Consider the following 22,816-nt stretch of genomic DNA (forward strand, 5'->3'; position numbering starts at 1 on the left):
TTTCGTGGCAGGTTGTCAACCTGCCACCCTGTCTAGACAGCATTCCATTCCTCGATCCTGCCGTTTTCGGTTAAAATCACCGATTCGGCGTTCGCGCCATGCGCTGGCACGTCTGTCATTATCCCGTGCCTGTCGCCACTGACAATTCCCAACTCCCATCTGTTGCCCATGCCGAACTGGCTATTGCCTGAGAATATTGCCGATGTCTTGCCGTCCGAAGCGCGCAAGATCGAAGAATTGCGTCGCCTGATGCTCGACAACTTCCGGCTCTACGGCTACGAACTGGTGATGCCGCCGCTGCTCGAATATACCGAGTCGCTGCTGGCGGGCGCCGGTGAAGACACCGACCTCAAGACCTTCAAGGTCGTCGATCCGCTGTCCGGCCGCCTGCTGGGCCTGCGCGCCGACATGACCACGCAGGTGGCGCGCATCGACGCCCACCTGTTGAATCGCGAATCGATCACCCGCCTGTGCTACGCCGGCAGTGTGCTGCATACCCGCCCGTCGGGCCTGCATGCGACCCGCGAACCGGTGCAGATCGGCGCCGAGATCTACGGTCACGCCGGCCTGGAAGCCGATGCCGAGATCCAGGAACTGGCCCTCGGCTCACTCAGCCTGGCCGGCTTCACCAGCGTGCGCCTGGACCTGGCCCACGTCGGCGTGCTGCGCGCGCTGCTCGCCGAAGACCCGGCCGCCAAGCGCGACGAGAACCAGATCTACTGCCTGCTGCGCGCCAAGGATGCGCCGGGCCTGGACGAGATCTCGATCAACTATTATCCGCAGACCCGCCAGGCGCTGCTGGCCTTGCCGCAATTGTATGGCGACGTCGAGGTGCTGGGCCGGGCGCGCGAGCTGTTGCCGGCGCTGCCGGGCATCCAGCGCGCCTTGGCCGAACTGGCGGCGCTGGCGGCAGGCGCCATCGGGCGCGCCGACGTGGCGATCGACCTGGCCGACCTGCGCGGCTACCAGTACGAAAGCGGCGCCATGTTCGCGCTCTACGTGCCGGGCCTGCCGAACGCCGTGGCGCGCGGCGGGCGTTATGATCATGTGGGCGAAGCCTTCGGACGCGCGCGTCCGGCCACCGGCTTCTCGCTCGACCTGCGCGAACTGGCCCGGCTGCTGCCGACGGCCGAGCGCAAGCATTCCATTCGTGCGCCGTGGGGCAATGCCCCCGAGCTGAAGGAAAAAATCGCTGACCTGCGCAAGGCAGGCGAAGTCGTGATCCAGAGCATGCCTGGTCACGACAATATTCAGGACGAGTTCGAGTGCGACCGCGTGCTCGTCCTCGAAAACGGAAATTGGATTCTCAAAAACTTAGGTTAAGTGATGTCAAATACTAACGTGGCAAAAAACGTCGTCGTCATCGGCACCCAGTGGGGCGATGAGGGCAAGGGCAAGATCGTCGACTGGCTGACCGACCACGCCGCCGGCGTGGTGCGTTTCCAGGGCGGCCATAACGCCGGTCACACCCTGGTGATCAAGGGCCAGAAGACCGCGCTGCAGCTGATCCCGTCGGGCATCATGCGCGAAGGCGTGGCCTGCTACATCGGCAACGGCGTCGTGGTCTCGGTGCCGGACGTGATGCGCGAGATCGACAAGCTGCAGGCAGCCGGCATCGAAGTCGTGTCGCGCCTGAAGATCTCCGAGGCGTGCCCGATCATCCTGCCTTACCACGTCGCCATCGACAAGGCGCGCGAAGCCAAGCGCGGCGAGAACAAGATCGGCACCACCGGCAAGGGCATCGGCCCGGCCTACGAAGACAAGGTCGCGCGCCGTGCAATCCGCATCGCCGACCTGCTCAACGAAGAGCGCTTCGCCGAGAAGCTGAAGGAAAACCTCGAGTACCACAACCACGTGCTGGTCAACTACCTGGGCGCCGAGGCGATCGACTTCCAGCAGACCTACGACGACGCGATGGCCCTCGTGCCGCGCCTGCGTCCGATGGTGGCCGACGTGTCGTCGCTGCTGCACGCCGCGCACAAGGCCGGCGGCAAGCTGCTGTTCGAAGGCGCGCAGGGTTCGCTGCTCGACGTCGACCACGGCACCTATCCGTTCGTGACCTCGTCGAACTGCGTGGCCGGCAACGCCGCCGCCGGCGCCGGCGTCGGTCCGAACATGCTGCACTACATCATGGGCATCACCAAGGCCTACACCACCCGCGTCGGTTCGGGCCCGTTCCCGGCCGAACTGCCGACCGACGCCGGCGTCGGCGAGCACCTGTCGCGCGTGGGCCATGAATTCGGCACCGTCACCGGCCGCGCGCGCCGCTGCGGCTGGTTCGACGCCGCGCTGCTGCGCCGCTCGGTCCAGATCAACGGCGTGTCGGGCATGTGCCTGACCAAGCTCGACGTGCTGGACGGCATCGAGTCGCTCAAACTCTGCACCGGCTACAGGATCGACGGCCGCGAAGTCGACATTTTCCCGGTCGGCGCCGAAGAAGCGGCGCTGTGCGAACCGGTGTACGAAGAAATGCCGGGCTGGACCGAATCGACCGTCGGCGCCAAGTCGATGGAAGAGCTGCCGGCCAATGCCCGCGCCTATATCAAGCGCATCGAAGAACTGGTCGGCGTGCCGGTCGACATGGTGTCGACCGGTCCGGACCGTGAAGAAACGATCGTCCTGCGTCACCCGTTCGCAGCGTAAACCCAATAAAAATCTGGAGTAGAAGATGAATACCCCTGTATCGACCGACAAGGACCTGTGGGTCTCCTGGGATGAGTACCACCGCCTGATCGAGCGCCTGGCGCTGCAGGTTTATGAATCGGGCTGGAAGTTCGACCAGGTGCTGTGCCTGGCGCGCGGCGGCGTGCGTCCTGGCGACGTGTTCTCGCGCATTTTTGACGTGCCGCTGGCGATCCTGTCGACCAGCTCGTACCGCGAAGAAGCCGGCACCAAGCAGGGCGACCTGGACATCTCGAAGTACATGACCATGACCAAGGGCCCGCTGTCCGGCCGCGTGCTGCTGGTCGACGACCTGGCCGATTCGGGCGTCACCCTGCGCAAGGTCAGCGAGCACCTGACCGAGAACTACAAGGATGTCACCGAAGTGAAGTCGGCCGTCATCTGGGTCAAGGGCACTTCGTCGATCCGTCCGGATTACTTCCTGGACGACCTGCCGCACAATCCGTGGATTCACCAGCCGTTCGAAGAGTATGACGGCCTGCGTCCGCATCAGTTGGCGGCGTGGTTGAAGAAGTTCGATAAGTAATCAGCTTGCGTTAGCTGTTCAGCTAACGGTAAGCCACCGTCGTCCCCGCGCAGGCGGGGACCCAAGTTCCTCAGCGTATCGCTTACCCAAGCGAAGTGACTGTGCAAACGAGCTTGGGTCCCCGCCTTCGCGGGGACGACGCATTTCTGGCCTCTGGTAATATTGCGTCACCAAAATTTTTGGCATCCCAACAATAAAAACCATGACCCAAAGCTTCTTCCAGACCTTCATCCTGCTCATTCTCGTCACCGACCCCTTCGGCAACGTCCCCTTGTTCGCTGCGGCCCTGAAAGACACGCCCATCGAGCGCCGCAACAAGATCGTGATCCGCGAATGCGGCATCGCGTTCCTGTTACTTCTCGTATTCATGTTCTTCGGCCAGCACTTCCTCGAAGCACTGCACCTGAGCCCGGTCGCCTTGCGCATCGGCGGCGCCGTAATCCTGCTGATGATCGCGATCCGCATGATCTTCCCGCACCCGGACGGTGTGCTGGGCAAGAGCGAAGGCGGCGAGCCCTTCATCGTGCCGCTGGCGATTCCCGCGCTGGCCGGTCCGTCGGCCCTGGCCACCGTGCTGCTGTTCTCGTCGACCAGCTTCACCGACACGATGGTGCACGTCGCCGCGCTGGCGGCGGTGGGCGTCGTGTGGCTGATGGTGTTCCTGAGCGCCGAGAAGCTGCAGCAAAAACTCGGCCCGCAGGTCATGACCGCCTTCGAGCGCCTGATGGGCCTGATCCTGACCGCGATGTCGATCGAAATGCTGCTGGGCGGCATCCGGGAGTTCGTCCAGACGCTGTAAGCCATCCGTGCGGGAGTCTTGTAGCAAATCTGGCACACTGGATGTGCGCGGATTGCGCAGGACTCCCAACCAGCGAATGGCATGAAACAGGAACCAGCGACACCCTCCGAATGGCTGCCTTTCCTCAGCGGTGGCGGCATGATGGGCGCGATGATGCGCGCCCACGACTGGAGCGCGTCGCCCCTCGGTTCGCCGCGCGAGTGGCCGCAGGCGCTGCGCACCACGGTCGGGCTGATGCTCAACTCCAAGTTCCCCATGTTCGTCGCCTGGGGCGGCGAGCTCGGCTTCCTGTACAACGATTCATATATCTCGATCCTGGGCGACAAGCATCCGGGCGCGCTGGGCAAGCGCTTCCACGACGTCTGGGCAGAAATCTGGCATGACATCCATCCGCTGATCGTGCGCGCGCTCAGGGGCGAGGCCAGCTATATGGATCGCCTGCCGCTGCGCATGCGCCGCCATGGCTACGACGAAGACACCTGGTTCCGCTTCTCGTATTCGCCGGTGCGCGACGAGGATGGCACCGTGGCCGGCATGTTCTGCGCCTGCGTCGAGATGACCGGCGAGGTGCTGGCCCAGCGCTACCGCGAAGAAGAGAACGAGCGCCTGGTGACCCTGTTCGAGCAGGCGCCCGGCATCATCGCCGTGCTGCGCGGGCCCGACCACGTGTTCGAGATCACCAACCGCTCCTACCTGCAGCTGGTCGGCCACCGCGCGCTGGTCGGCAAGGCCGCGCGTGACGCGCTGCCCGAGGTCCAGGGACAGGGCTTCTTCGAGCTGCTCGACCATGTCTACCACACCGGCCAGCCCTTCGTCGGCCATGCGGTGCCGCTGCGCGTGCAGCGCGACCCGAATGCGCCGCTGGACGAGCGCTTCATCGACTTCGTCTACCAGCCGATCCACGATGCCCACGGCAAGGTATCCGGCATCTTCGTGGAAGGCAGCGACGTCACCGCGCGCAAGCGCATCGAGGACGAGCTGCGCGCCGCCAACCGCCAGAAGGACCAGTTCCTGGCGATGCTGGCGCACGAGCTGCGCAACCCGCTGGCGCCGATCACCACCGCGGCCCAGCTGCTGCAGCGCGGCCAGATGGATGCGCCGGGCATCCAGCGCGCCAGCGACATCATCGCGCGCCAGGCCCAGCACATGACGTCGCTGGTCAACGACCTGCTGGACGTCTCGCGCGTCACGCGCGGCCTGGTGACCATCGCCAAGGAAGCGCTCGAGGTGCGCGACGTGGTGCGCGAAGCGGTGGAGCAGGTACGGCCGCTGATGGACGCGCGCCACCATGCGCTGCATTGCGAGATCGCGTCGAACCCCTTGCGGGTGGAAGGCGACCGCACACGCCTGATCCAGGTGGTGTCGAATATCCTGAACAACGCCGCCAAGTACACGGCGCCGGGCGGCGCCATCCTGCTCAGCGTGCGCCTCGACGCCGGTTGCGTGCGGATCGGCGTGCGCGACAATGGGCAGGGCATCGATCCGCCGATCCTGCCCTATATCTTCGACCTGTTCATCCAGGCCGAGCGCACGCCCGACCGCTCGCAGGGCGGCCTGGGACTGGGCCTGGCGCTGGTCAAGAGCCTGGCCGTGCTGCACGGCGGACGGGTCGAGGCGCACAGCGAGGGGCTCGGCAGAGGCAGCGAGTTCGTGGTCTATCTACCGTGCCTGGCCGAGGCGCCGGCGGCCAATGTGCCGGGCGCGAGTGCGGCCTCACACGGGACGCGTGGCCTGAAGGTGCTGGTGGTGGACGACAACATCGACGCGGCCCAGATGCTGGCCACGCTGCTCGAGATGAACGGGTATGAAGTCGACATCGCCTACGACGGCAGGAGCGCGCTGGCGAGCGCGGTGCAGGCGCCGCCCGACGTGGCCCTGCTCGACATCGGCCTGCCCGATCTCGACGGCCATGAACTGGCGCGCCGACTGCGCGCGATGCCCGAGACCACGCAGGCGGTGCTGGTGGCCTTGACCGGGTATGGGCAGGTGGAAGACCAGCGGCGCGCCTACAAGGCCGGGTTCGACCATCATATGGCCAAGCCGGCGGATCTGGCGAAGTTGCTGGAGTTGCTGGCGAACGTAGGGTTGGCGGCTACGCCGCCGACGCGGTGATCGTCGGCGGCGAAATTGCCCGGCGCGTGAGCGGAGCCGCTGACAATCGCCGCGTCGGCAGCAAAGCTGCCAACCCTACGATGATGCGGTGAGCAGGCGCAGGGCGTTATTTGCCCAGCATCGACACCACATTATCCGCCCCCGGCGCCCCGAACGCCTGCTGCTTGAGCACATGCAGTTGATCCCGCACCTGCGCCGCCTTCTCGAACTCGAGGTTCTTGGCATGGTCGACCATGAGCTTCTCGAGGCGCTTGATCTCCTTGCCGATCTGCTTCTCGCTCATCGACTCGACCTTGGCCGTCGCCGCATCCTCGTGGATGCCCTCGACCATGGCGCGCTGCGCGGCATTGCTGTACACGCCGTCGATCATCTCCTTGATCTTCTTCTGCACACCCTTCGGCGTGATGCCGTTGGCTTCGTTGAAGGCGATCTGCTTGGCGCGGCGGCGCTCGGTTTCGTCGATCGCGCGCCGCATCGAATCGGTCACCTGGTCGGCGTACAGGATCGCCACGCCGTTCAGGTTGCGGGCCGCGCGGCCGATGGTCTGGATCAGCGATCGCTCCGAACGCAGGAAGCCTTCTTTATCGGCATCGAGCACCGCCACCAGCGACACCTCGGGCAAGTCCAGGCCCTCGCGCAGCAGGTTGATCCCCACCAGCACGTCGAAGGTGCCCAGGCGCAGGTCGCGCAGGATTTCCACGCGCTCGACGGTCTCGATATCGCTGTGCAGGTAGCGCACCTTGATGCCGTGGTCGCCCAGGTATTCGGTGAGCTGCTCGGCCATGCGCTTGGTCAGCGTGGTCACCAGCACCCGTTCGTCCTTGGCGATGCGGTCGTTGATCTCGCTCATCAGGTCGTCGACCTGCGACAGGGCGGGGCGCACGATAATGTGCGGGTCGACCAGGCCGGTGGGCCGCACCACCTGCTCGACCACATTGTCGGCATGCTGCTGCTCGTACTCGGCCGGCGTCGCCGAGACGAAGATCGTCTGGCGCGCCTTGCTCTCGAACTCCTGGAATTTCAAAGGCCGGTTGTCCAGCGCCGACGGCAGGCGGAAGCCATAGTCGACCAGGTTGGTCTTGCGCGAACGGTCGCCGTTGTACATCGCATTGAGCTGGCCGATCATCACGTGCGACTCGTCCATGAACATCAGCGCGTCTTTCGGCAGGTAGTCGATCAGCGTCGGCGGCGGCTCGCCCGGCATCGCGCCGGACAGGTGGCGCGAATAGTTCTCGATGCCCTTCGTGAAGCCGATCTCGGCCAGCATCTCGAGGTCGAAGCGCGTGCGCTGCTCGAGGCGCTGCTCTTCGATCAGCTTGTTCTGCTGGCGGAATTCCTCGAGGCGGTCGCGCAGCTCGGCCTTGATGGTTTCGACCGCGCGCAGCACGGTCGAACGGGGCGTGACGTAGTGCGAGCCCGGGTACACGGTGAAGCGCGGGATCTTTTGACGCACGCGGCCGGTCAGCGGATCGAACAGCTGGAGCGATTCGATCTCGTCGTCGAACATCTCGACGCGGATCGCCAGTTCGGCGTGTTCGGCCGGGAAGATGTCGATGGTGTCGCCGCGTACGCGGAACGAACCGCGCGAGAAATCCATCTCGTTGCGGGTGTACTGCATCTGGATCAGGCGCGCGATGATGTCGCGCTGCGCCACTTTGTCCTTGTGGCGCAGCGTGAGGATCATCTTGTGGTATTCGTTCGGATTGCCGATACCGTAGATCGCCGACACGGTGGCGACGATGATCACGTCGCGCCGCTCCATCAGCGACTTGGTGCACGACAGGCGCATCTGCTCGATGTGCTCGTTGATCGACGAGTCCTTTTCGATGAACAGGTCGCGCTGCGGCACATACGCTTCCGGCTGGTAGTAATCGTAGTAGGACACGAAATACTCGACCGCATTCTGCGGGAAGAACTCGCGGAACTCCGCATACAGCTGGGCCGCCAGCGTCTTATTCGGTGCGAACACGATCGCCGGCCGGCCGGCGCGCGCGATCACATTGGCCATCGTGTACGTCTTGCCCGAGCCCGTCACGCCGAGCAGCGTCTGGTACGACAGGCCGTCGTTGATGCCTTCGATCAGGCCTTCGATCGCGGTCGGCTGGTCGCCGGCCGGCGGGAACGGCTGGTGCAGCTTGAACGGTGAATCCGGGAAGGTGAGAACAGTCGGCTCAGGGGAGGAATCAGGAGAAGTTGCGATGGATAAATCAGCCATACTTACAGACCTTTGCTAGAATGAGAATCCGCCTGCGGCCTTGTACTTCAAGGGTCGCTGTCTATACAACCGCTGCGAATCGTAGCCGACAAACTCAGTTTATCACGATGACTTCCACTGCCTCTGCAAGCCTCTTTGGCGCCATTGAAATGGCCCCGCGCGACCCGATCCTGGGGATCACCGAAGCCTTCAATGCCGACACCAACCCTGCCAAGATCAACCTCGGCGTGGGTGTCTACTACGACAACAACGGCAAGGTGCCGCTGCTCGAGTGCGTGCAAAAAGCGGAAGCCAAACTGATGGAACAGCCTGCGCCGCGCACCTACCTGCCGATCGACGGCCTGGCGGCATACGACAAGGCCGTGCAAGAGCTGGTATTTGGTGCCGACAGCGCCGTAATTCAAGAGAAGCGTGCGATCACCGTGCAGGCCCTGGGCGGCACCGGCGCGCTCAAGATCGGCGCCGACTTCCTCAAGCGTTTCCTGCCGCACGCCGACGTCTACATCAGCGATCCGAGCTGGGAAAACCACCGCGCGCTGTTCGAAAGCGCCGGCTTCACCGTCCACAACTATGCCTATTACGATGCCGCGACCCGCGGCGTGAACTTCGACGGCATGCTGGCCGCGCTGAAGGCCATGCCGGCCGGTTCGATCGTCGTGCTGCACGCCTGCTGCCACAACCCGACCGGCGCCGACCTGTCGCAAGCGCAGTGGGACGAAGTGATCGCCGCCGTGCAGGCGGGTGGTCTGGTGCCGTTCCTGGACATGGCCTACCAGGGCTTCGCCAATGGCATCGACGAAGACGGCGCCGTCGTGCGCCGCTTCGCCGCGACCGGCATGCCGCTGCTGGTGTCGAACTCGTTCTCGAAGTCGTTCTCGCTGTACGGCGAGCGTGTCGGCGCGCTGTCGATCGTCGCTACCAGTGCTGAAGAAGCTGGCCGCGTGCTGTCGCAGCTCAAGCGTGTGGTGCGCACCAACTACTCGAACCCGCCGACCCATGGCGGCAAAGTGGTCGCGACCGTGCTGTCGACCCCGGAGCTGCGCAAGCTGTGGGAAGAAGAACTGGCCGGCATGCGCGTGCGCATCCGCGAAATGCGCGGCGCGATGGTCGAGAAGCTCAAGGAGAAAGCCCCGGGCCACGACTTCGAATTCGTGCGCGAGCAGGTCGGCATGTTCTCGTACTCGGGCCTGACCAAGGAGCAGGTGGCCAAGCTGCGCGAGGAATCGATCTACGCCGTGGACACCGGCCGCATCTGCGTGGCCGCGCTGAACTCGACCAATATCGATCGCGTCGTTGACGCGGTTGCCAAAGTTCTCTAGAATGCCGGCTCTCCGCAAGCGTTACGGCGTGTGCGGAGAGCAAGCGTGATGGGTGCCCGAACACTGTGCAAATTTGACAGAAACGTTTCAGCAGCCATATAATGCAAGCATCAATTCCCTGATAGCTCAGTCGGTAGAGCGACGGACTGTTAATCCGCAGGTCCCTGGTTCGAGTCCAGGTCGGGGAGCCAGAATACTGAAAAGGCCGCGTCGTGAGATGCGGCCTTTTTGCTTTGCGGCGCGCAGGTGGCGCCGGTTGATGGTCACAGGAGATTCTCGCGTGAAGCAATTGCCCAAAAGCCATGCCACCCTGATCGAGGGGCAGATGTTCCGCCTGATGAAGTCGGGGCAGGGCAAGCCGTCTATCGTGCTGATCAATGGTGCGGGCGGGCCGCTGGATGGGTGGTACAAGCTGTATCCCGAAATCGAACGCCTGGGCACCGTGTTTGCCTATGACCGGCCGGGCGTCGGTGGCAGCCCCAGGCCGCGCGAAGCGCAGTATGGCGAAACCGTGGTGGCGCAGTTGCGCCTGCTGCTGCAGGCGGCCGGCGTCGAGCCGCCGTTCGTGCTGGTCGGGCATTCCTTCGGCGGCCTGCACGCCAACCTGTTCGCGCGCGCCTTCGCCGACGAGGTGGCGGGCGTGCTGTTCCTGGAAGCCACGGCGCCAAGCGATGTCACCACGCTCAAGCGCTTCCAGTCGCCGCTGCAGCGCGGCTTCGTCAAGCTGCTCGACCGCATGTCGCCGCGCGACCAGTTCGACGAAATCCGGAACGAGCTCGAAACCGTGAAGGACATCCAGGAGGCGCCGGCGTTTCCGCCAGTGCCGGTCACGGTGTTGTCCGGCACCAAGCGCCTGCCGCGCTGGATGGTGCCGGCGGCGCTGGTGCGCGAGCGCGAGCGTACCCAGCTTGAGCTGGCAGCCTTGTCGCCGCTGGGGGATCGGATCGAGGCGCGGCGCAGTGCGCACTTTCCGCAGCTGACCGAGCCAGAGGCGGTGCTGGATGCCTTGAAGCGCCTGGTCGCGCGGACAAACACCTAGTATCCGATTTTTTCGTCGTGTGAACCCTTGCGAAATCGAAAACAGCAGGTATAATGCGGCCTCCTTTCCCTGATAGCTCAGTTGGTAGAGCGACGGACTGTTAATCCGCAGGTCCCTGGTTCGAGTCCAGGTCGGGGAGCCAGAATTGAAAAAGGGCCGCGTGCGAACGTGGCCCTTTTGTCGTTTCTGGCCGTGACACGAGCGTGCCAGCTATCTTTAGCAGATCGATCCGCGTATGCTCTTGCCCGTTCGCAGATTTATGCCGAAGTGACAAACATAGGGTGATGCGCGCTCATCTTTGTCATATATGCAGTCGAGATCGCCTTTCTCGCGCACACGCAAGTCGGCTGAGGCGCCGCACGCGTCTTTCAGATCCGGTCCAATCGATTCGAACAGGGCTTTGGCCATGTCGCCCTGGATGGACAGCGCAGCCTTGCGGTCGTTCATCGTGGGCGCTGCCTCTTCGCCCAAGGCGCCCGAATAGATGAGGTACCCACCTTTGAATTCGGTATAAGTGCCGCCCCATGGTTTAGCAGCATAAGCGACGGAGCATAGCCCGGCGAAGCAGAGAATCGCGGTCGTTGGCATCTTCATTTCAGGCTCCGACTTCTACGTGGAAATGGTTGTCGTGGCCGCCCATCGGCCGTGCGAGATGACGTAGAGCTGGATCGTTGAAGTACAACGTTTTCACGCCAGGATAATTTCGGAAGAGTCCAATCAGTCTCGCCGTAGCGGCCTGATCATATTGATCAGTCCATTGCCAGCATGCCGCTTGTCTTTTGCGATCCCTTCGGATGGGTCGTTTATCGACTTCAAGTCCCTTCTTGTGCGTCCTGTGCTTGTCGTACGGCTTGCCGCCAGCCAGACTGATATTACCTATTCCGAATTTGCGTGAATCCAACGTCGCCCATACCCTGTCAACATACAAAAGCAAATTTATCATCGCCGGATGCGCAACCTGGCCGGCACCTTGGGCAGGTGTTCCATAGACATAATATCCCGCGCCTTCTGGCCCTTGGGGCAACATGAAATAACCGCGGCTATCCTGTGGTTGGGGGTGCATTTGCCACTCCTGGGCTGGCTATAAGGCAGTCAATCATGCCTATTCAACCGTGCTAGAGTATTGGCACCGCGCAACGTCGCTCGACGACCGGATTCAGCCGCGCGACGCAGCGCCCAGGGTCGGCAGGCGATCAGCGCGCGCCAGGTACCGGCCTAACCTTGCTTGCAGCCTCAAGCGCACGCTGGCGCGCAATCTCGATATCGTCGGCAGTCGCCAGCGCCACGCCCATGCGGCGGCGCGCGAACGATTCCGGCTTGCCGAACAGGCGCAGGTCGGCGCCCGGCACGCGCAGCGCCTCGGCCACGCCCTCGAAGGCGATGCCGGCTTGCTCCAGCTGGCCGTAGATCACGGCGGAAGCACCCGGCGCCCGCAGCGCGGTGTCCACCGGCAGGCCCAGGATGGCCTTCGCGTGCAGCTCGAATTCGCTTTGTACCTGGCTCGCCATCGTCACCATGCCGGTATCGTGCGGGCGCGGGCTCACTTCCGAGAACCACACCACATCGCCCTTGACGAACAGCTCGACGCCGAACACGCCCAGGCCGCCCAGGCTGGCGGTGACCCTGGCCGCGATCTCGCGCGCGCGTTCCAGCGCCAGCGGCTGCATCGGGTGCGGCTGCCACGATTCGACGTAGTCGCCCTGTACCTGCTTGTGGCCGATCGGCTCGCAGAACGTCGTCTCGACCTGGCCGTCGGCGCCGAGCGAGCGCACCGTCAGCAAGGTGATCTCGTAGTCGAAATCGATGAAGCCTTCGGCGATGACGCGCCCGGCATCGACCCGTCCGCCGGCGGCGGCGTAGTCCCAGGCGGCCTGCACGTCGCCGGCCGTGTCGAGCTTCGACTGGCCCTTGCCGGACGAGGACATCACCGGCTTGACCACGCAGGGAAAGCCCACCGCGGCGCAGGCTTGTTCCAGTTCGGCCAGGCTGCTGGCGAAGCGGTAGGGCGACGTGGCCAAGCCCAGTTCCTCGGCCGCCAGGCGGCGGATGCCTTCGCGGTTCATGGTCAATTGCGCCGCGCGCGCGGTCGGGATGCAGGTGATGCGGCCGGCGGCTTCGAGTTGGGCCAGCTTGTCGGTGGCGATCGCCTCGATCTCGGGCACCACCAGGTCGGGGCGTTCCTCCTCGATCAGCGCTTCGAGCGCGGCGCCGTCCGTCATGTCGATCACGTGGGCGCGGTGCGCGACCTGGTGGCCGGGGGCGTTCGGGTAGCGGTCGACGGCGATCACCTCGACGCCCAGGCGCTGCAGGGCGATGATCACTTCCTTGCCCAGCTCGCCGGAGCCGAGCAGCATGACTTTGGTTGCGGAAGGGGCGAGCGGGGTGCCGAAGGTGCGTGGAGTGGTCATGGTCGGTCAGTAGATAAGTGGCTGGCGCGGACGCCGTCGAAGCTGCGACTATAGCAAAGTGGGTCCCACTTGCGCCGGCGGCGGGCCCTGCGCACAAGATGGACTGGTCAAACTGCAAACGCCCGGCTATAATGTTGCCTCGATTCCCTGATAGCTCAGTCGGTAGAGCGACGGACTGTTAATCCGCAGGTCCCTGGTTCGAGTCCAGGTCGGGGAGCCAGAATGAAAGAAGGGCCGCATGCGAATGTGGCCCTTTTTGCGTGGCGCATCAGGTATTCACGCCGGCGCGCCGTGCGCCCCGCGCCGTTCCAGCAGCTCGTACGCGCCCATCCCCGCCACCATCCCCAGGAAGAACAGCAGCGGCTCGAGCCCGCCTGCCAACAGCGACACCACCGCCGGCCCCGGGCAGTAGCCGGCCAGCCCCCAGCCGCCGCCGAATACCAGGCTGCCCACCAGCAGCCTGCGGTCGATGCGGGTCGCGGTCGGCAGCTGCACCGTCTCGCCCAGCAGGCTGCGGCGCCGGCGCCGGGCGATCAGATACGCCGGCATCGCAGCCAGCAGCGCGCCGCCCATCACGATGCCGAGCGACGGGTCCCAGTTCCCGGCCAGGTCGAGGAAGGCCAGCACCTTGGCTGGATCGGTCATGCTCGACAGGATCAGCCCGATCCCGAACAGCAGGCCGGCCCATAGCGCGCACAGGATCTTCATGCGCCACCCGCATCGACGACGTGGCGCAGCAGATAGACGACGGCAAAACCGGCGCCCATGAAGGCGGCGGTCGCGGCCAGCGAGCGCTTCGATCCGCGCGCCATGCCGCACACGCCATGGCCGCTGGTGCAGCCGCCGCCATAGCGGGTGCCGATGCCTACCAGCAGGCCGGACGCGAGCAGCGCCAGCCAGTCCGCGTCGACTTTGGCCGCCGGCAACGGCGCCGCCAGCGTGTAGAGCACGGGTGCGCCGGCCAGGCCCGCGAGGAAGGCCAGGCGCCAGCCGGTCTCGCCGTTTGCCGGGCGCAGCAGGCCGCCGAGGATGCCGCTGACCCCGGCGATGCGGCCATTGAACAGCAGCAAGCCGCCGGCGGCCAAGCCGATCAAGAGTCCGCCGGCCAGTGCCGACCATGGCGTGAAGTTGACCCAGTCGATGTCCATGGTGTGTCCCCGATCCGTCTTGGACCGCGGATACGCGCGAAAGTTGTCGCGAGCATAAAGCTCAGCGACTTTTCTTGTTATTGGATGTGTAAGTACGCGTATAGAATTCCGGCGGCTTTTTCGCCACCCACGCGATGAAGGCCGCGATGTCCGCGTGCCCGCGCAGGGCTTCCCAGGTGTGATAGGTCTGCAGCAGCTCGCGCTCGGTGAGCGCCGAGTGGATCTTGCGGTGGCAGATCTTGTGGATCGCGAATTGCTCCTTTCCCTTGAAGGTCTTCGGGATCAGGTGGTGACGGTCGATATTGGCCGTCCCCAGAAGGCGTCCACACAGCGGGCAGCAGTTGTCGGTCACCCCATGCTCCTGGTTGTGTTCGGTTATAGGATACGATATGGTGGGCACACGATTGCCGTACAAGGCTTGACCCGATATTTTCATTGGAGAAAGGATGGTCTTCGGCTCTTGTAAAATGGTATTGGTGTAGAATTAACGCTCGGTATTTCTTTGCAATACGTTACATCCAGCCTGAAAGCGACGCAGTTGCAATGATCGAAGACGACTCCACCCGCTGTTCCGTGCTGTTGATCGACGATGAATCGTTCGCCCAGGACATCATTGCCCACGGCCTCAAGGGCTGTGCCGGTCACCAGCTGATGTATGAATCCAGTCCCGCGCGCGCCGTCGAGGTGGCGCGCGAGGTCGACGCGACCGTGGTGCTGGTCGACCTGCGCATGCCCGGTGGCCTCGATGGTTTCGACGTCATCGCCCAACTGCGCGCCCATCCCGCCACCCACGACGTGCCGGTCATCCTGCTCTCGTCCGAGGACGACCCCGACATCAAGGCGCGCGCCTTCGCGGTCGGCGCCAGCGACTACATGGTCAAGTGGCCCGACCCGCGCGAGCTGGTGGCGCGCGTGCGCCACCACAGCGGCGCCTGCATCGCGCGGCGCGAACGCGACCAGGCCTTCGCCTCGCTGCGCCGCAGCCAGGAAGAGCTGGCGGCCAGCCAGTCGGCCCTGCAGCATGCGCAGAAGATGGAAGCGATCGGCCAGCTCACCGGCGGCGTGGCCCACGACTTCAACAACGTGCTGCAGATCATCGGCGGCAACCTGCAACTGCTCAAGCTGGTCGGCAGCCTGAGCGATGCCGCCCGCGGGCGCGTCGAGATGGCCCTGTCGGGCGTCGAGCGCGGCGCCAAGCTGGCCTCGCACCTGCTCGCCTTCGCGCGCCGCCAGCCGCTGCAATCGGTGGTGATCGATCCCGGCCACATGATGCGCGAGATGGACGATATGGCGCGCCGCGTCCTGAGCGCCGGCACCCTGGTCAGGACCGAGATCGCCCCTGAACTGGGCAGCACCATGATCGACCCCAACCAGCTGAACAACGTGCTGCTGAACCTGGTCATCAATGCGCGCGACGCGATGCCCGATGGCGGCACCCTGACCATTCGCGCCGCCAATGTCGGCCACGGCGACGACCTGCCGCCCGAAGTGCTGCACAGCGACTATGTGATGCTCGAGATCGCCGACACCGGCAAGGGCATGCCGCCCGCCGTGCTGCAGCGCGCCTTCGAGCCTTTCTTCACGACCAAGCCGATCGGCCAGGGCACCGGCCTGGGCCTGTCGATGGCCTATGGTTTCGTCAAGCAGTCGGGCGGCGAGATCGTGCTGCGCAGCGAGCCGGGACAGGGCACCAGCGTGCGCATCTACCTGCTGCGCAGCAGCGCCGCGCCGGTGGCGAACGACGGACAGTCCTACGACCTGGCGCTGGCCGGCGGGTTGGAAACCATCCTGGTGGTGGAAGACGAGGACGATGTGCGCTCGTCGACCTGCGCCATCCTGTCGGCGCTCGGCTACGACGTGCTGGAAGCGGGCGATGCCGAGGAGGCAGCCGCGATCGTCGAGAGCGGCCGCCACGTCGACCTGGTGTTCACCGACGTCATCATGCCGGGACCGGTCAGCAGCCTGCAGTTGGGCGAGATCGTGCGCCGCTACCTGCCGCAATGCGAAGTGCTGTACACCTCGGGCTATGCCGAGGGCGTGCTGGCGCACGAAGGCAAGCTGGACTCATCGGTGCACCTGTTGCAGAAACCCTATCACCCGGATGCGCTGAGCGCGCGCATCCGCCATCTGCTGCGGCGCGCCCGGCGCGCGACGGGCAAGCCGTCAGCGCCGGCTCATGCCGGCTTGATGTAGCGGCGCGAACCTGGCGGCGGTTCGTTCAGCACCGCCCAGAAGATCCCGAGATCGCCGATCGCGCGCACGAACTCGTTGAAGTCCACCGGCTTGACCACATAGGCGTTCACGCCCAGCTCGTAGCTGCGCACCACGTCCTGCTCTTCCTTGGACGAGGTGAGCATCACCACCGGCACCGCCTTCAGTGCCTCGGTATGGCGGATTTCCTTCAGCACCTCGAGCCCGTCGACCTTGGGCAACTTGAGGTCGAGCAGGATCACGGCCGGGCTGCCCAGCTGGCGCTCGGCGAACTCGCCGCGCCGGTGCAGGTAGTCGAGCGCTTCCGCGCCGTCGCGCACCACCACGACTTCGTTGGCCAGCTGGCTTTTCGACAGCGCGATGAGGGTCAACTCCAGGTCATGGGGATTGTCTTCCACCAGGAGGATGGGCTTGAGCATGGGCTGAGGTCCTAGTTGGATGCGATCTGTTTTGGAAGGGCGAAGGAGAACGTTGCCCCTTCGCCTGGTACGGAGTTGGCCCATACGCGGCCGTTGTGGCGCTCGACGATGCGGCGCACATTCGCCAGGCCGATGCCGGTGCCGTGGAAGTCTTCCATGCGGTGCAGGCGCTGGAACACGCCGAACAGCTTGTGCACGTAGTCCATATTGAATCCGGCGCCGTTGTCGGCCACGTGGAATACATGCTCTTCGCCGGCGTCCTCGGACCAGATGCGGATTACGGCCTGCTCGCGCGTGCCAGTGAACTTGACCGCGTTGGACAGCAGGTTGAACATCGCCAGGTGCAGGAAGCTGGGATCGGCGTGAACCGTCGGCAGGCCTTCGATGTGCCAGTCGACCTTGCGCTGGCCGATCTCGATGCCCAGCTTGTCGATGCAGCCGGACACCAGCTCGGTCATGTCGACCCGGGTCGGGCGCAGGGCCGCGCGGCCCATCTGCGAGAACGACAGCAGGTCGTCGACCAGCTTGCCGGCCAGGCGTGCCGACTGCTTGATGTTCTTTAAAAAGCGCTCGCGCACGGCGCTGTCTTCGCTGCCGGCCGATTCGATCAGCAGGTCTGAAAAACCGACGATGTGGCGCAGCGGCGCGCGCAGGTCGTGCGAGACGGAATACGAGAACGCTTCCAGCTCCTTGTTGGCGCGCCCGAGTTCCTCGGCCAGTTCGGCCATCTGCTCGGCGCGCTCGAGCGCGATGCCCAGCAGCGCGCTGCGGAACTCGACCGCCAGCTCGATCTCGGCCGCGTGCCAGGGCAGGCTGTGGCCGTGGATGGTCTCGCGCCAGGCGGCAAAGCTCTGGCGCGGCGACAGCCGGGTGGGCGCATCGGGCGCCGCCTGTTTTTCGTGCGGATTGCCGGCCCATTCGACGGTCTGCACCAGCTCCGGGCGGAACCACAACAGGTAGTGCTGGTGGATGCGCGAGATCGGCAGCGCCAGCAGGCCGCTGGCATTGCGCGTCAGCGCGGCGCCGGGCGCATACGCGCCGGCCAGGTGATTGGTGTCGAACAGATCGGTGTGGCCGTGCACCGCGAGCCAGGTCGACAGCGCGCGGATCGCGTCGTCGTCAGGCGTGTCGCCATAGCTCAGCACGCGGTCGTCGACCACGATCGCCACGCCGCCGGCGCGCGCGAAGCGCAGCAGCTCGGGAAACACGCCGCTCAGGTTGTCGAAGAAGTCGGCGCCCTTGGTCAGGCGGCCCAGCAGCTCGACCATGATGCGGCGCACGTCGAGGCGGAACTGCAGCTCGGCGCTGTCCTCGCGGGTCTCGATGCACAGCGCCAGGATCTGACCCAGCTGCTCGCAGGCGGTGCGCTTCTCGACCGGCACCGGGCGCGGCGCCGCGTTATGGCACGAGACCAGGCCCCACAGCTTGCCCTTGACGATCAGCGAGACCGACATCGAGGCCAGGGTGCCCATATTGCGCATGTACTGCAGGTGCACTGGCGAGACGCTGCGCAGGGCGGCAAACGACAGGTCGTTGCGCGCGCCGGTGGCCGGGTTGGCGCCCGGAACCAGCGGCGCCGGCACATAGTCGGCATCCTGGATCAGGCGGATCGGCGACAGGGTGTACAGCTCGCGCGCCTGGGCCGGGATGTCGCTGGCCGGGAACGACTGGCCCAGGTAGGAATCGTAGTCCTCCGCCTTCGACTCGGCCACCACCCGGCCATGGCCGCTGGGGTCGAACTGGTAGATCATCACGCGGCCGTAGCCGGTCACCGCGCGCACGTGGCGCGCGGCCAGGTCGGTCAGCGCGGGAATCGAGGCGTGGTCGTTCACCCGCGCCAGGAAGTCGCTGATCAGTGGATACAGGTGGCGGAAGTCGGCTGGCTGGGCGCGTTCGACCGCTTCGAATTCGGCGATCACCAGGCCATCCCAGGCATGGGCCAGCACGTCGAAATGGCGGCCATTGGGCAGGCTGACGGTGCCGAGATAGGCGGGACGCTGGCCCAGGGTGCCGCTGCCCAGTTCCAGCATCAGCCGTTCGGCAGCCGCCGCGCCGATCGTGTCGGCCAGCGGCCGCCCGAGCGCGGCCTGCGCCTCGACGCCGCTCCAGCGGGCGAGGTTGGCGCTGGCCTGGCGCACCTCGAGCGCAGGCGACAGCGTCAGCATGAAGCCGTGCGGCTGGATGCTGCCGGGCGTGCGGATCGGTTCCTGGGCGCAGCCAGCGAGATCGAGTTGGTCGGGGAGTGCCTGGGTCATGATGCCGTGTAGAAACGAGCGAAAGAAACAGGGCTCCATTGTAGCGTGAAATGCACAGCCGAATTCATATACCGGTTCTTACTCGGCCGTCATTACTGGTCTGTCTGTCATATCCAGTGTCACAATGCGATACCTGGTTACCGGCGCGCACGCAAATACGGTCGCGTGGCGAATTGCGGTACAGCAGATGTATGATAGGCAAATTTATCGGCCCAGCAGACCGGAGTCGCACCGCCACCATGGACACCTCCCTACCCGTCAAGCCGCTGACCGACGAGCAGCGCTTCCAGTACCTGATCGCCGGCATCAGCGATTATGCGATCTACATGCTCGATCCACAGGGCTACGTCAACAGCTGGAACGCCGGCGCCCAGCGCTTCAAGGGCTATCTCGAGCACGAGATCCTGCAGCAGCATTTCTCGCGCTTCTACACCCCCGAGGACCGCGCCAGCGGCTTGCCGGCGCAGGCGCTGGCCCAGGCGCTCGATCACGGCCGCTACGAATCCGAAGGCTGGCGCGTGCGCAAGGACGGCGGCCGCTTCTGGGCCCACGTGCTGATCGACCCGATCCGCGACGACGGCGGCACGCTGATCGGCTACGCCAAGATCACGCGCGACGTCACCGAGAAGAAGTGCGCCGAGGATGCCTTGCGCGAGAGCGAGCAGCGCTTCCGCCTGCTGGTGCAGGGCGTGGCCGACTATGCGATCTACATGCTCACGCCCGAGGGCGTGGTGTCGAACTGGAACCTGGGGGCCGAGCGCATCAAGGGTTACAGCCAGGCCGACATCGTCGGCCACCATTTCTCGCTGTTCTACACCGACGAAGACCGCCTGCGCGGCCTGCCGGCGCGCGCGCTCACCACGGCCGGCGACGTCGGCCGCTACGAGGCCGAGGGCTGGCGCGTGCGCAAGGGCGGCACCCGGTTCTGGGCCAATGTCGTGATCGACGCCATCCGTGGCGAGGACGGGCGCCTGCTGGGCTATGCCAAGGTCACGCGCGACCTGACCGAAAAGAAGGCGGCGGCCGAGGCGCTCGATAAAGCCCAGGCTGCGCTGTTCCAGGCCCAGAAGATGGAGTCGATCGGCCAGCTCACCGGCGGCATCGCGCACGACTTCAACAACCTGCTGTCGGTGATCTCGAGCGGCCTCGAGGTGCTGGGCATGCAGCGCAATCCGGGCGGCGACGCCAAGACGCTCGACAGCATGCGGCGCGCGATCGACCGCGGCGCCACGCTCACCCAGCAATTGCTGGCCTTCGCGCGCCAGCAGCCGCTGGAACCCGAGACGCGCAACGTCAACCGCATCGTCAGCGGCTTCGAATCCGTGCTGCGGCGCGCCGCCAATTCGTCGATCGACTTCGTGCTCAAGCTCGAGGCCAAGGCGCCCAACGCCGTGATCGACGCCGCGCGGCTCGAGTCGGCTGTGCTGAACCTGGTGGTCAATGCGCGCGACGCCATGCCCGGCGGCGGGCGGATCGTGGTGGCGACCGCCAACGTGGCGCTGGCCCAGGGCGAGCAGCCGCCGCTGGCGGCCGGCGACTACCTGCGCCTGAGCGTGAGCGATACCGGCACCGGCATGGCGCCCGAGACCATCGCGCGCGCCTTCGAACCCTTCTTCACCACCAAGGAAGTGGGCAAAGGCACCGGTCTGGGGCTGTCGCAGGTGTATGGCTTCATCAAGCAGTCGGGCGGCGAGGTGACCATCGAGAGCGCGCTGGGCGAGGGCACCAGCATCGTGATCTGGCTGCCGGTCGTGACTTCGCACGCGCACGACCTGGAGGAAGTCAAGAGCGAGACTGTGCTGATCGTCGAGGACGAACCCGACCTGCTGGATGTCGCGTCGTCGCTGTTCCTGAGCATGGGCTACGACGTGATGACCGCGGCCAGCGGCAACGACGCCCTCAACCTGCTGGCCAGCCGCGACGTCGACATCCTGTTCACCGATGTGGTGATGCCGAACGGGATGAACGGCATCGAACTGGCGGCCTATGCGCGCAACCACTACCCGCACGTGAAGGTGATGCTGGCCTCGGGCTACCCGCAGCCGGCGCTGAGGTTAGATCGCAAGCGGCTGGGCGAATTCGCCTTTGTCAGCAAGCCGTACCGGCTGTCGGATCTGGCGCGGAGCCTGCGCAGCGCGCACTGAGTCGCAAATTAACCATCAAGCATGCAAAATGCTTGATGGTCCGGTCACAAAGTGGAATAATTCTCATTCAATCTTTGTTCATGCCGGACCATGCCCGCCCCCGAGCCCCTCGCGCTGGAAGACATCACCACGCTCTACCGCAGCCACCACGGCTGGCTGCGCGGCTGGCTGTGGCGCCGGCTCGGCTGCCCGAGCCAGGCCGCCGACCTGGCGCAAGACACCTTCATTCGCCTGCTGGGCCGCACCGGCATCGCCCTGGGCGGCGAGCCGCGCGCCTACCTCGCCACCATCGCGCGCGGCCTGGTGATCGACCTGCAGCGCCGCGCCGCGATCGAGCGCGCCTACCTGGACGCGCTGGCCGCGCTGCCGGCGCCGCTGCAGCCGTCCCTCGAAGAACGCGCCATCGTGCTCGAAGCCCTGGCCGCGATCGACGCCATGCTGGACGGCCTGAAACCCGCCGTGCGCCAGGCCTTCCTGCTGTCGCAGCTCGAGGGCCTGACCTATGCCGAAATCGCGGATGAGCTGAAGGTATCGGTCCGTACCGTCAACAACTACATGGTGCAGGCGCTGGAGCGCTGCTACCTGGCGCTGCCATGAGCGGCGACGAGGCGCTGCGGCGCGCGGCGATCGCGTGGTATGCGCGCCTGTGTTCGGGCGAGGCCAGCGCCGCCGACCAGGCCGCGTGGTCGGCCTGGCACGCGGCCGACCCCGAACACCGCCGCGCCTGGGACAAGCTGGAACGCCTGCGCGCCACCCTGGGCAGCGTGCCGCCCGGGCTCGGGATGCCGGTCCTGAAAGAGGTGGCGGCGCCCGGACGGCGGCGCATGCTGCGCGTGCTGGGCCTGGCGGTGGGCGTGGGCGGGGCCGCGTGGCTGGCGCGGGAGGAGGGCGCCACCCTGCTGGCCGACCACCGCACCGCCCCCGGCCAGCGCCTGGCGCTGGATCTGGAAGACGGCTCGCGCCTGGTGCTCAATACCCGCAGCGCGGTCGATGTGCGCTTCGATGCCGGCCAGCGCCTGCTGCGCCTGCACGCCGGCGAGATCCTGCTCGAGAGCGCGGCCATGCGCGGCCGGCGCGACCCGCGGCCACTGCTGGTCGAGACCGCCCACGGAACGGCGCAGGCGCTGGGCACGCGCTTCACGGTGCGCGTGCGCGACCGGCACACGGTGGTGAGCGTGCTCGAACATGCGGTGCGGCTGCAGCCGGCTCTCTCTGGCGAGACGATCGTGCTGCAGGCCGGCGAGCAGGCGCTCCTGACCGGCAACGCGGTCGAACGGGTCGCGGCGCCGGACCCGGACGCCGCCGCCTGGCTCGAAGGGCACCTGGTGGTCGACGACGCCGCGCTGGGCGATGTCGTGGCCGAGCTGGCGCGCTACCGGCCGGGGCGCCTGGCCTGCGATCCTGCGGTGGCGCGGCTGCGCGTGTCGGGCGCCTTCCCGCTCGACGATACCGACCGCGCGCTGGCGGCGCTGGCCCGGTCGCTGCCGGTGCGGATCGCGTCCGCCACGCGGTATTGGGTGACCGTGCAAGCCGCGTAAA

20 protein-coding genes and 3 tRNA genes are annotated in these 22,816 nt (G+C 65.7%); 14 read left to right on the top strand and 9 right to left on the bottom strand.

Annotation, left to right across the window (positions count from 1 at the left end; genetic code table 11):
• Positions 1 to 168: 168 nt before the first annotated feature.
• From Q9246_RS09190 to Q9246_RS09210, 5 genes are all read left to right on the top strand, one after another.
• The gene (locus Q9246_RS09190) at positions 169 to 1,323 is read left to right on the top strand and encodes an ATP phosphoribosyltransferase regulatory subunit (protein ID WP_306397170.1); all 1,155 of its coding nucleotides are present in this window, start codon (positions 169 to 171) and stop codon (positions 1,321 to 1,323) included.
• A 3-nt stretch (positions 1,324 to 1,326) separates the two neighbouring features.
• Positions 1,327 to 2,643 carry an adenylosuccinate synthase gene (locus Q9246_RS09195; RefSeq protein WP_306397171.1) on the top strand — a complete coding sequence of 439 codons (1,317 nt, stop codon included), beginning with the start codon at positions 1,327 to 1,329 and terminating at the stop codon, positions 2,641 to 2,643.
• A gap of 25 nt (positions 2,644 to 2,668) precedes the next feature.
• Positions 2,669 to 3,208, top strand: a complete 540-nt coding sequence (locus tag Q9246_RS09200) for a phosphoribosyltransferase (RefSeq protein ID WP_306397172.1) — start codon at positions 2,669 to 2,671, stop codon at positions 3,206 to 3,208.
• A 202-nt stretch (positions 3,209 to 3,410) separates the two neighbouring features.
• On the top strand, positions 3,411 to 4,007 hold the full coding sequence (locus Q9246_RS09205; protein WP_306397175.1) for a MarC family protein: 597 nt from the start codon (positions 3,411 to 3,413) through the stop codon (positions 4,005 to 4,007).
• Between the two features lie 81 nt (positions 4,008 to 4,088).
• Entirely contained in the window at positions 4,089 to 6,119 is a 2,031-nt protein-coding gene (locus Q9246_RS09210; RefSeq protein ID WP_306397176.1) for a hybrid sensor histidine kinase/response regulator, read from the top strand.
• A 106-nt stretch (positions 6,120 to 6,225) separates the two neighbouring features.
• Here Q9246_RS09210 and uvrB read toward each other — a convergent pair whose 3' ends face one another.
• A complete protein-coding gene (uvrB, locus tag Q9246_RS09215; RefSeq protein ID WP_306397177.1) occupies positions 6,226 to 8,334 on the bottom strand; it encodes an excinuclease ABC subunit UvrB in 2,109 nt (702 codons plus the stop codon).
• Between the two features lie 107 nt (positions 8,335 to 8,441).
• On the opposite strand from uvrB, the gene Q9246_RS09220 reads away from it, so the two are divergent.
• From Q9246_RS09220 to Q9246_RS09235, 4 genes are all read left to right on the top strand, one after another.
• A complete protein-coding gene (locus Q9246_RS09220) occupies positions 8,442 to 9,653 on the top strand; it encodes an amino acid aminotransferase (protein WP_306397180.1) in 1,212 nt (403 codons plus the stop codon).
• 115 nt (positions 9,654 to 9,768) lie between these two features.
• Positions 9,769 to 9,844 (top strand) — tRNA-Asn (locus tag Q9246_RS09225).
• An 89-nt stretch (positions 9,845 to 9,933) separates the two neighbouring features.
• Complete coding sequence (locus Q9246_RS09230) at positions 9,934 to 10,692, top strand: alpha/beta fold hydrolase (RefSeq protein WP_306397181.1); 759 nt, start codon at positions 9,934 to 9,936, stop codon at positions 10,690 to 10,692.
• 66 nt (positions 10,693 to 10,758) lie between these two features.
• Positions 10,759 to 10,834, top strand: a tRNA-Asn gene (locus Q9246_RS09235).
• Positions 10,835 to 10,908: 74 nt separating this feature from the next.
• Here the strand turns inward: Q9246_RS09235 and Q9246_RS09240 are convergent.
• From Q9246_RS09240 to purT, 3 genes are all read right to left on the bottom strand, one after another.
• Positions 10,909 to 11,286, bottom strand: coding sequence for a hypothetical protein (locus Q9246_RS09240; protein WP_306397184.1), 378 nt, complete (start codon positions 11,284 to 11,286; stop codon positions 10,909 to 10,911).
• 1 nt (position 11,287) lies between these two features.
• A complete protein-coding gene (locus tag Q9246_RS09245) occupies positions 11,288 to 11,755 on the bottom strand; it encodes a hypothetical protein (protein WP_306397185.1) in 468 nt (155 codons plus the stop codon).
• A 130-nt stretch (positions 11,756 to 11,885) separates the two neighbouring features.
• Complete coding sequence (purT, locus tag Q9246_RS09250; protein WP_306397186.1) at positions 11,886 to 13,100, bottom strand: formate-dependent phosphoribosylglycinamide formyltransferase; 1,215 nt, start codon at positions 13,098 to 13,100, stop codon at positions 11,886 to 11,888.
• Between the two features lie 144 nt (positions 13,101 to 13,244).
• Between purT and Q9246_RS09255 the strand changes: the two genes are divergently transcribed.
• Positions 13,245 to 13,320 (top strand) — tRNA-Asn (locus Q9246_RS09255).
• A gap of 56 nt (positions 13,321 to 13,376) precedes the next feature.
• Here the strand turns inward: Q9246_RS09255 and Q9246_RS09260 are convergent.
• From Q9246_RS09260 to Q9246_RS09270, 3 genes are all read right to left on the bottom strand, one after another.
• A complete protein-coding gene (locus tag Q9246_RS09260) occupies positions 13,377 to 13,808 on the bottom strand; it encodes a YeeE/YedE family protein (RefSeq protein WP_306397187.1) in 432 nt (143 codons plus the stop codon).
• Complete coding sequence (locus tag Q9246_RS09265) at positions 13,805 to 14,248, bottom strand: YeeE/YedE family protein (protein WP_306397189.1); 444 nt, start codon at positions 14,246 to 14,248, stop codon at positions 13,805 to 13,807. The genes Q9246_RS09260 and Q9246_RS09265 overlap by 4 nt, the downstream gene beginning before the upstream one ends.
• Positions 14,249 to 14,309: 61 nt before the next feature.
• Positions 14,310 to 14,600 (bottom strand): hypothetical protein, encoded by a 291-nt coding sequence (locus Q9246_RS09270; protein WP_306397191.1) that lies wholly within the window; start codon positions 14,598 to 14,600, stop codon positions 14,310 to 14,312.
• Positions 14,601 to 14,791: 191 nt separating this feature from the next.
• On the opposite strand from Q9246_RS09270, the gene Q9246_RS09275 reads away from it, so the two are divergent.
• Positions 14,792 to 16,441, top strand: a complete 1,650-nt coding sequence (locus tag Q9246_RS09275; protein ID WP_306397192.1) for a response regulator — start codon at positions 14,792 to 14,794, stop codon at positions 16,439 to 16,441.
• Here Q9246_RS09275 and Q9246_RS09280 read toward each other — a convergent pair.
• Positions 16,423 to 16,878: a response regulator gene (locus Q9246_RS09280; RefSeq protein ID WP_306397193.1), complete on the bottom strand. Its 456-nt coding sequence runs from the start codon at positions 16,876 to 16,878 to the stop codon at positions 16,423 to 16,425. The genes Q9246_RS09275 and Q9246_RS09280 overlap by 19 nt on opposite strands.
• Positions 16,879 to 16,889: 11 nt before the next feature.
• The gene (locus Q9246_RS09285; protein ID WP_306397195.1) at positions 16,890 to 19,133 is read right to left on the bottom strand and encodes an ATP-binding protein; all 2,244 of its coding nucleotides are present in this window, start codon (positions 19,131 to 19,133) and stop codon (positions 16,890 to 16,892) included.
• Positions 19,134 to 19,372: 239 nt separating this feature from the next.
• Here Q9246_RS09285 and Q9246_RS09290 point away from each other — a divergent pair, with 239 nt between their 5' ends.
• From Q9246_RS09290 to Q9246_RS09300, 3 genes are all read left to right on the top strand, one after another.
• On the top strand, positions 19,373 to 21,277 hold the full coding sequence (locus Q9246_RS09290; RefSeq protein WP_306397197.1) for a hybrid sensor histidine kinase/response regulator: 1,905 nt from the start codon (positions 19,373 to 19,375) through the stop codon (positions 21,275 to 21,277).
• 90 nt (positions 21,278 to 21,367) lie between these two features.
• Positions 21,368 to 21,874, top strand: coding sequence for a sigma-70 family RNA polymerase sigma factor (locus tag Q9246_RS09295; protein WP_306397198.1), 507 nt, complete (start codon positions 21,368 to 21,370; stop codon positions 21,872 to 21,874).
• Positions 21,871 to 22,815: a FecR domain-containing protein gene (locus tag Q9246_RS09300; protein ID WP_306397199.1), complete on the top strand. Its 945-nt coding sequence runs from the start codon at positions 21,871 to 21,873 to the stop codon at positions 22,813 to 22,815. Before Q9246_RS09295 ends, Q9246_RS09300 begins: the two co-directional genes overlap by 4 nt.
• Position 22,816: the final 1 nt, after the last annotated feature.

The organism is Telluria beijingensis (assembly GCF_030770395.1).
Classification (GTDB): domain Bacteria; phylum Pseudomonadota; class Gammaproteobacteria; order Burkholderiales; family Burkholderiaceae_D; genus Telluria; species Telluria beijingensis.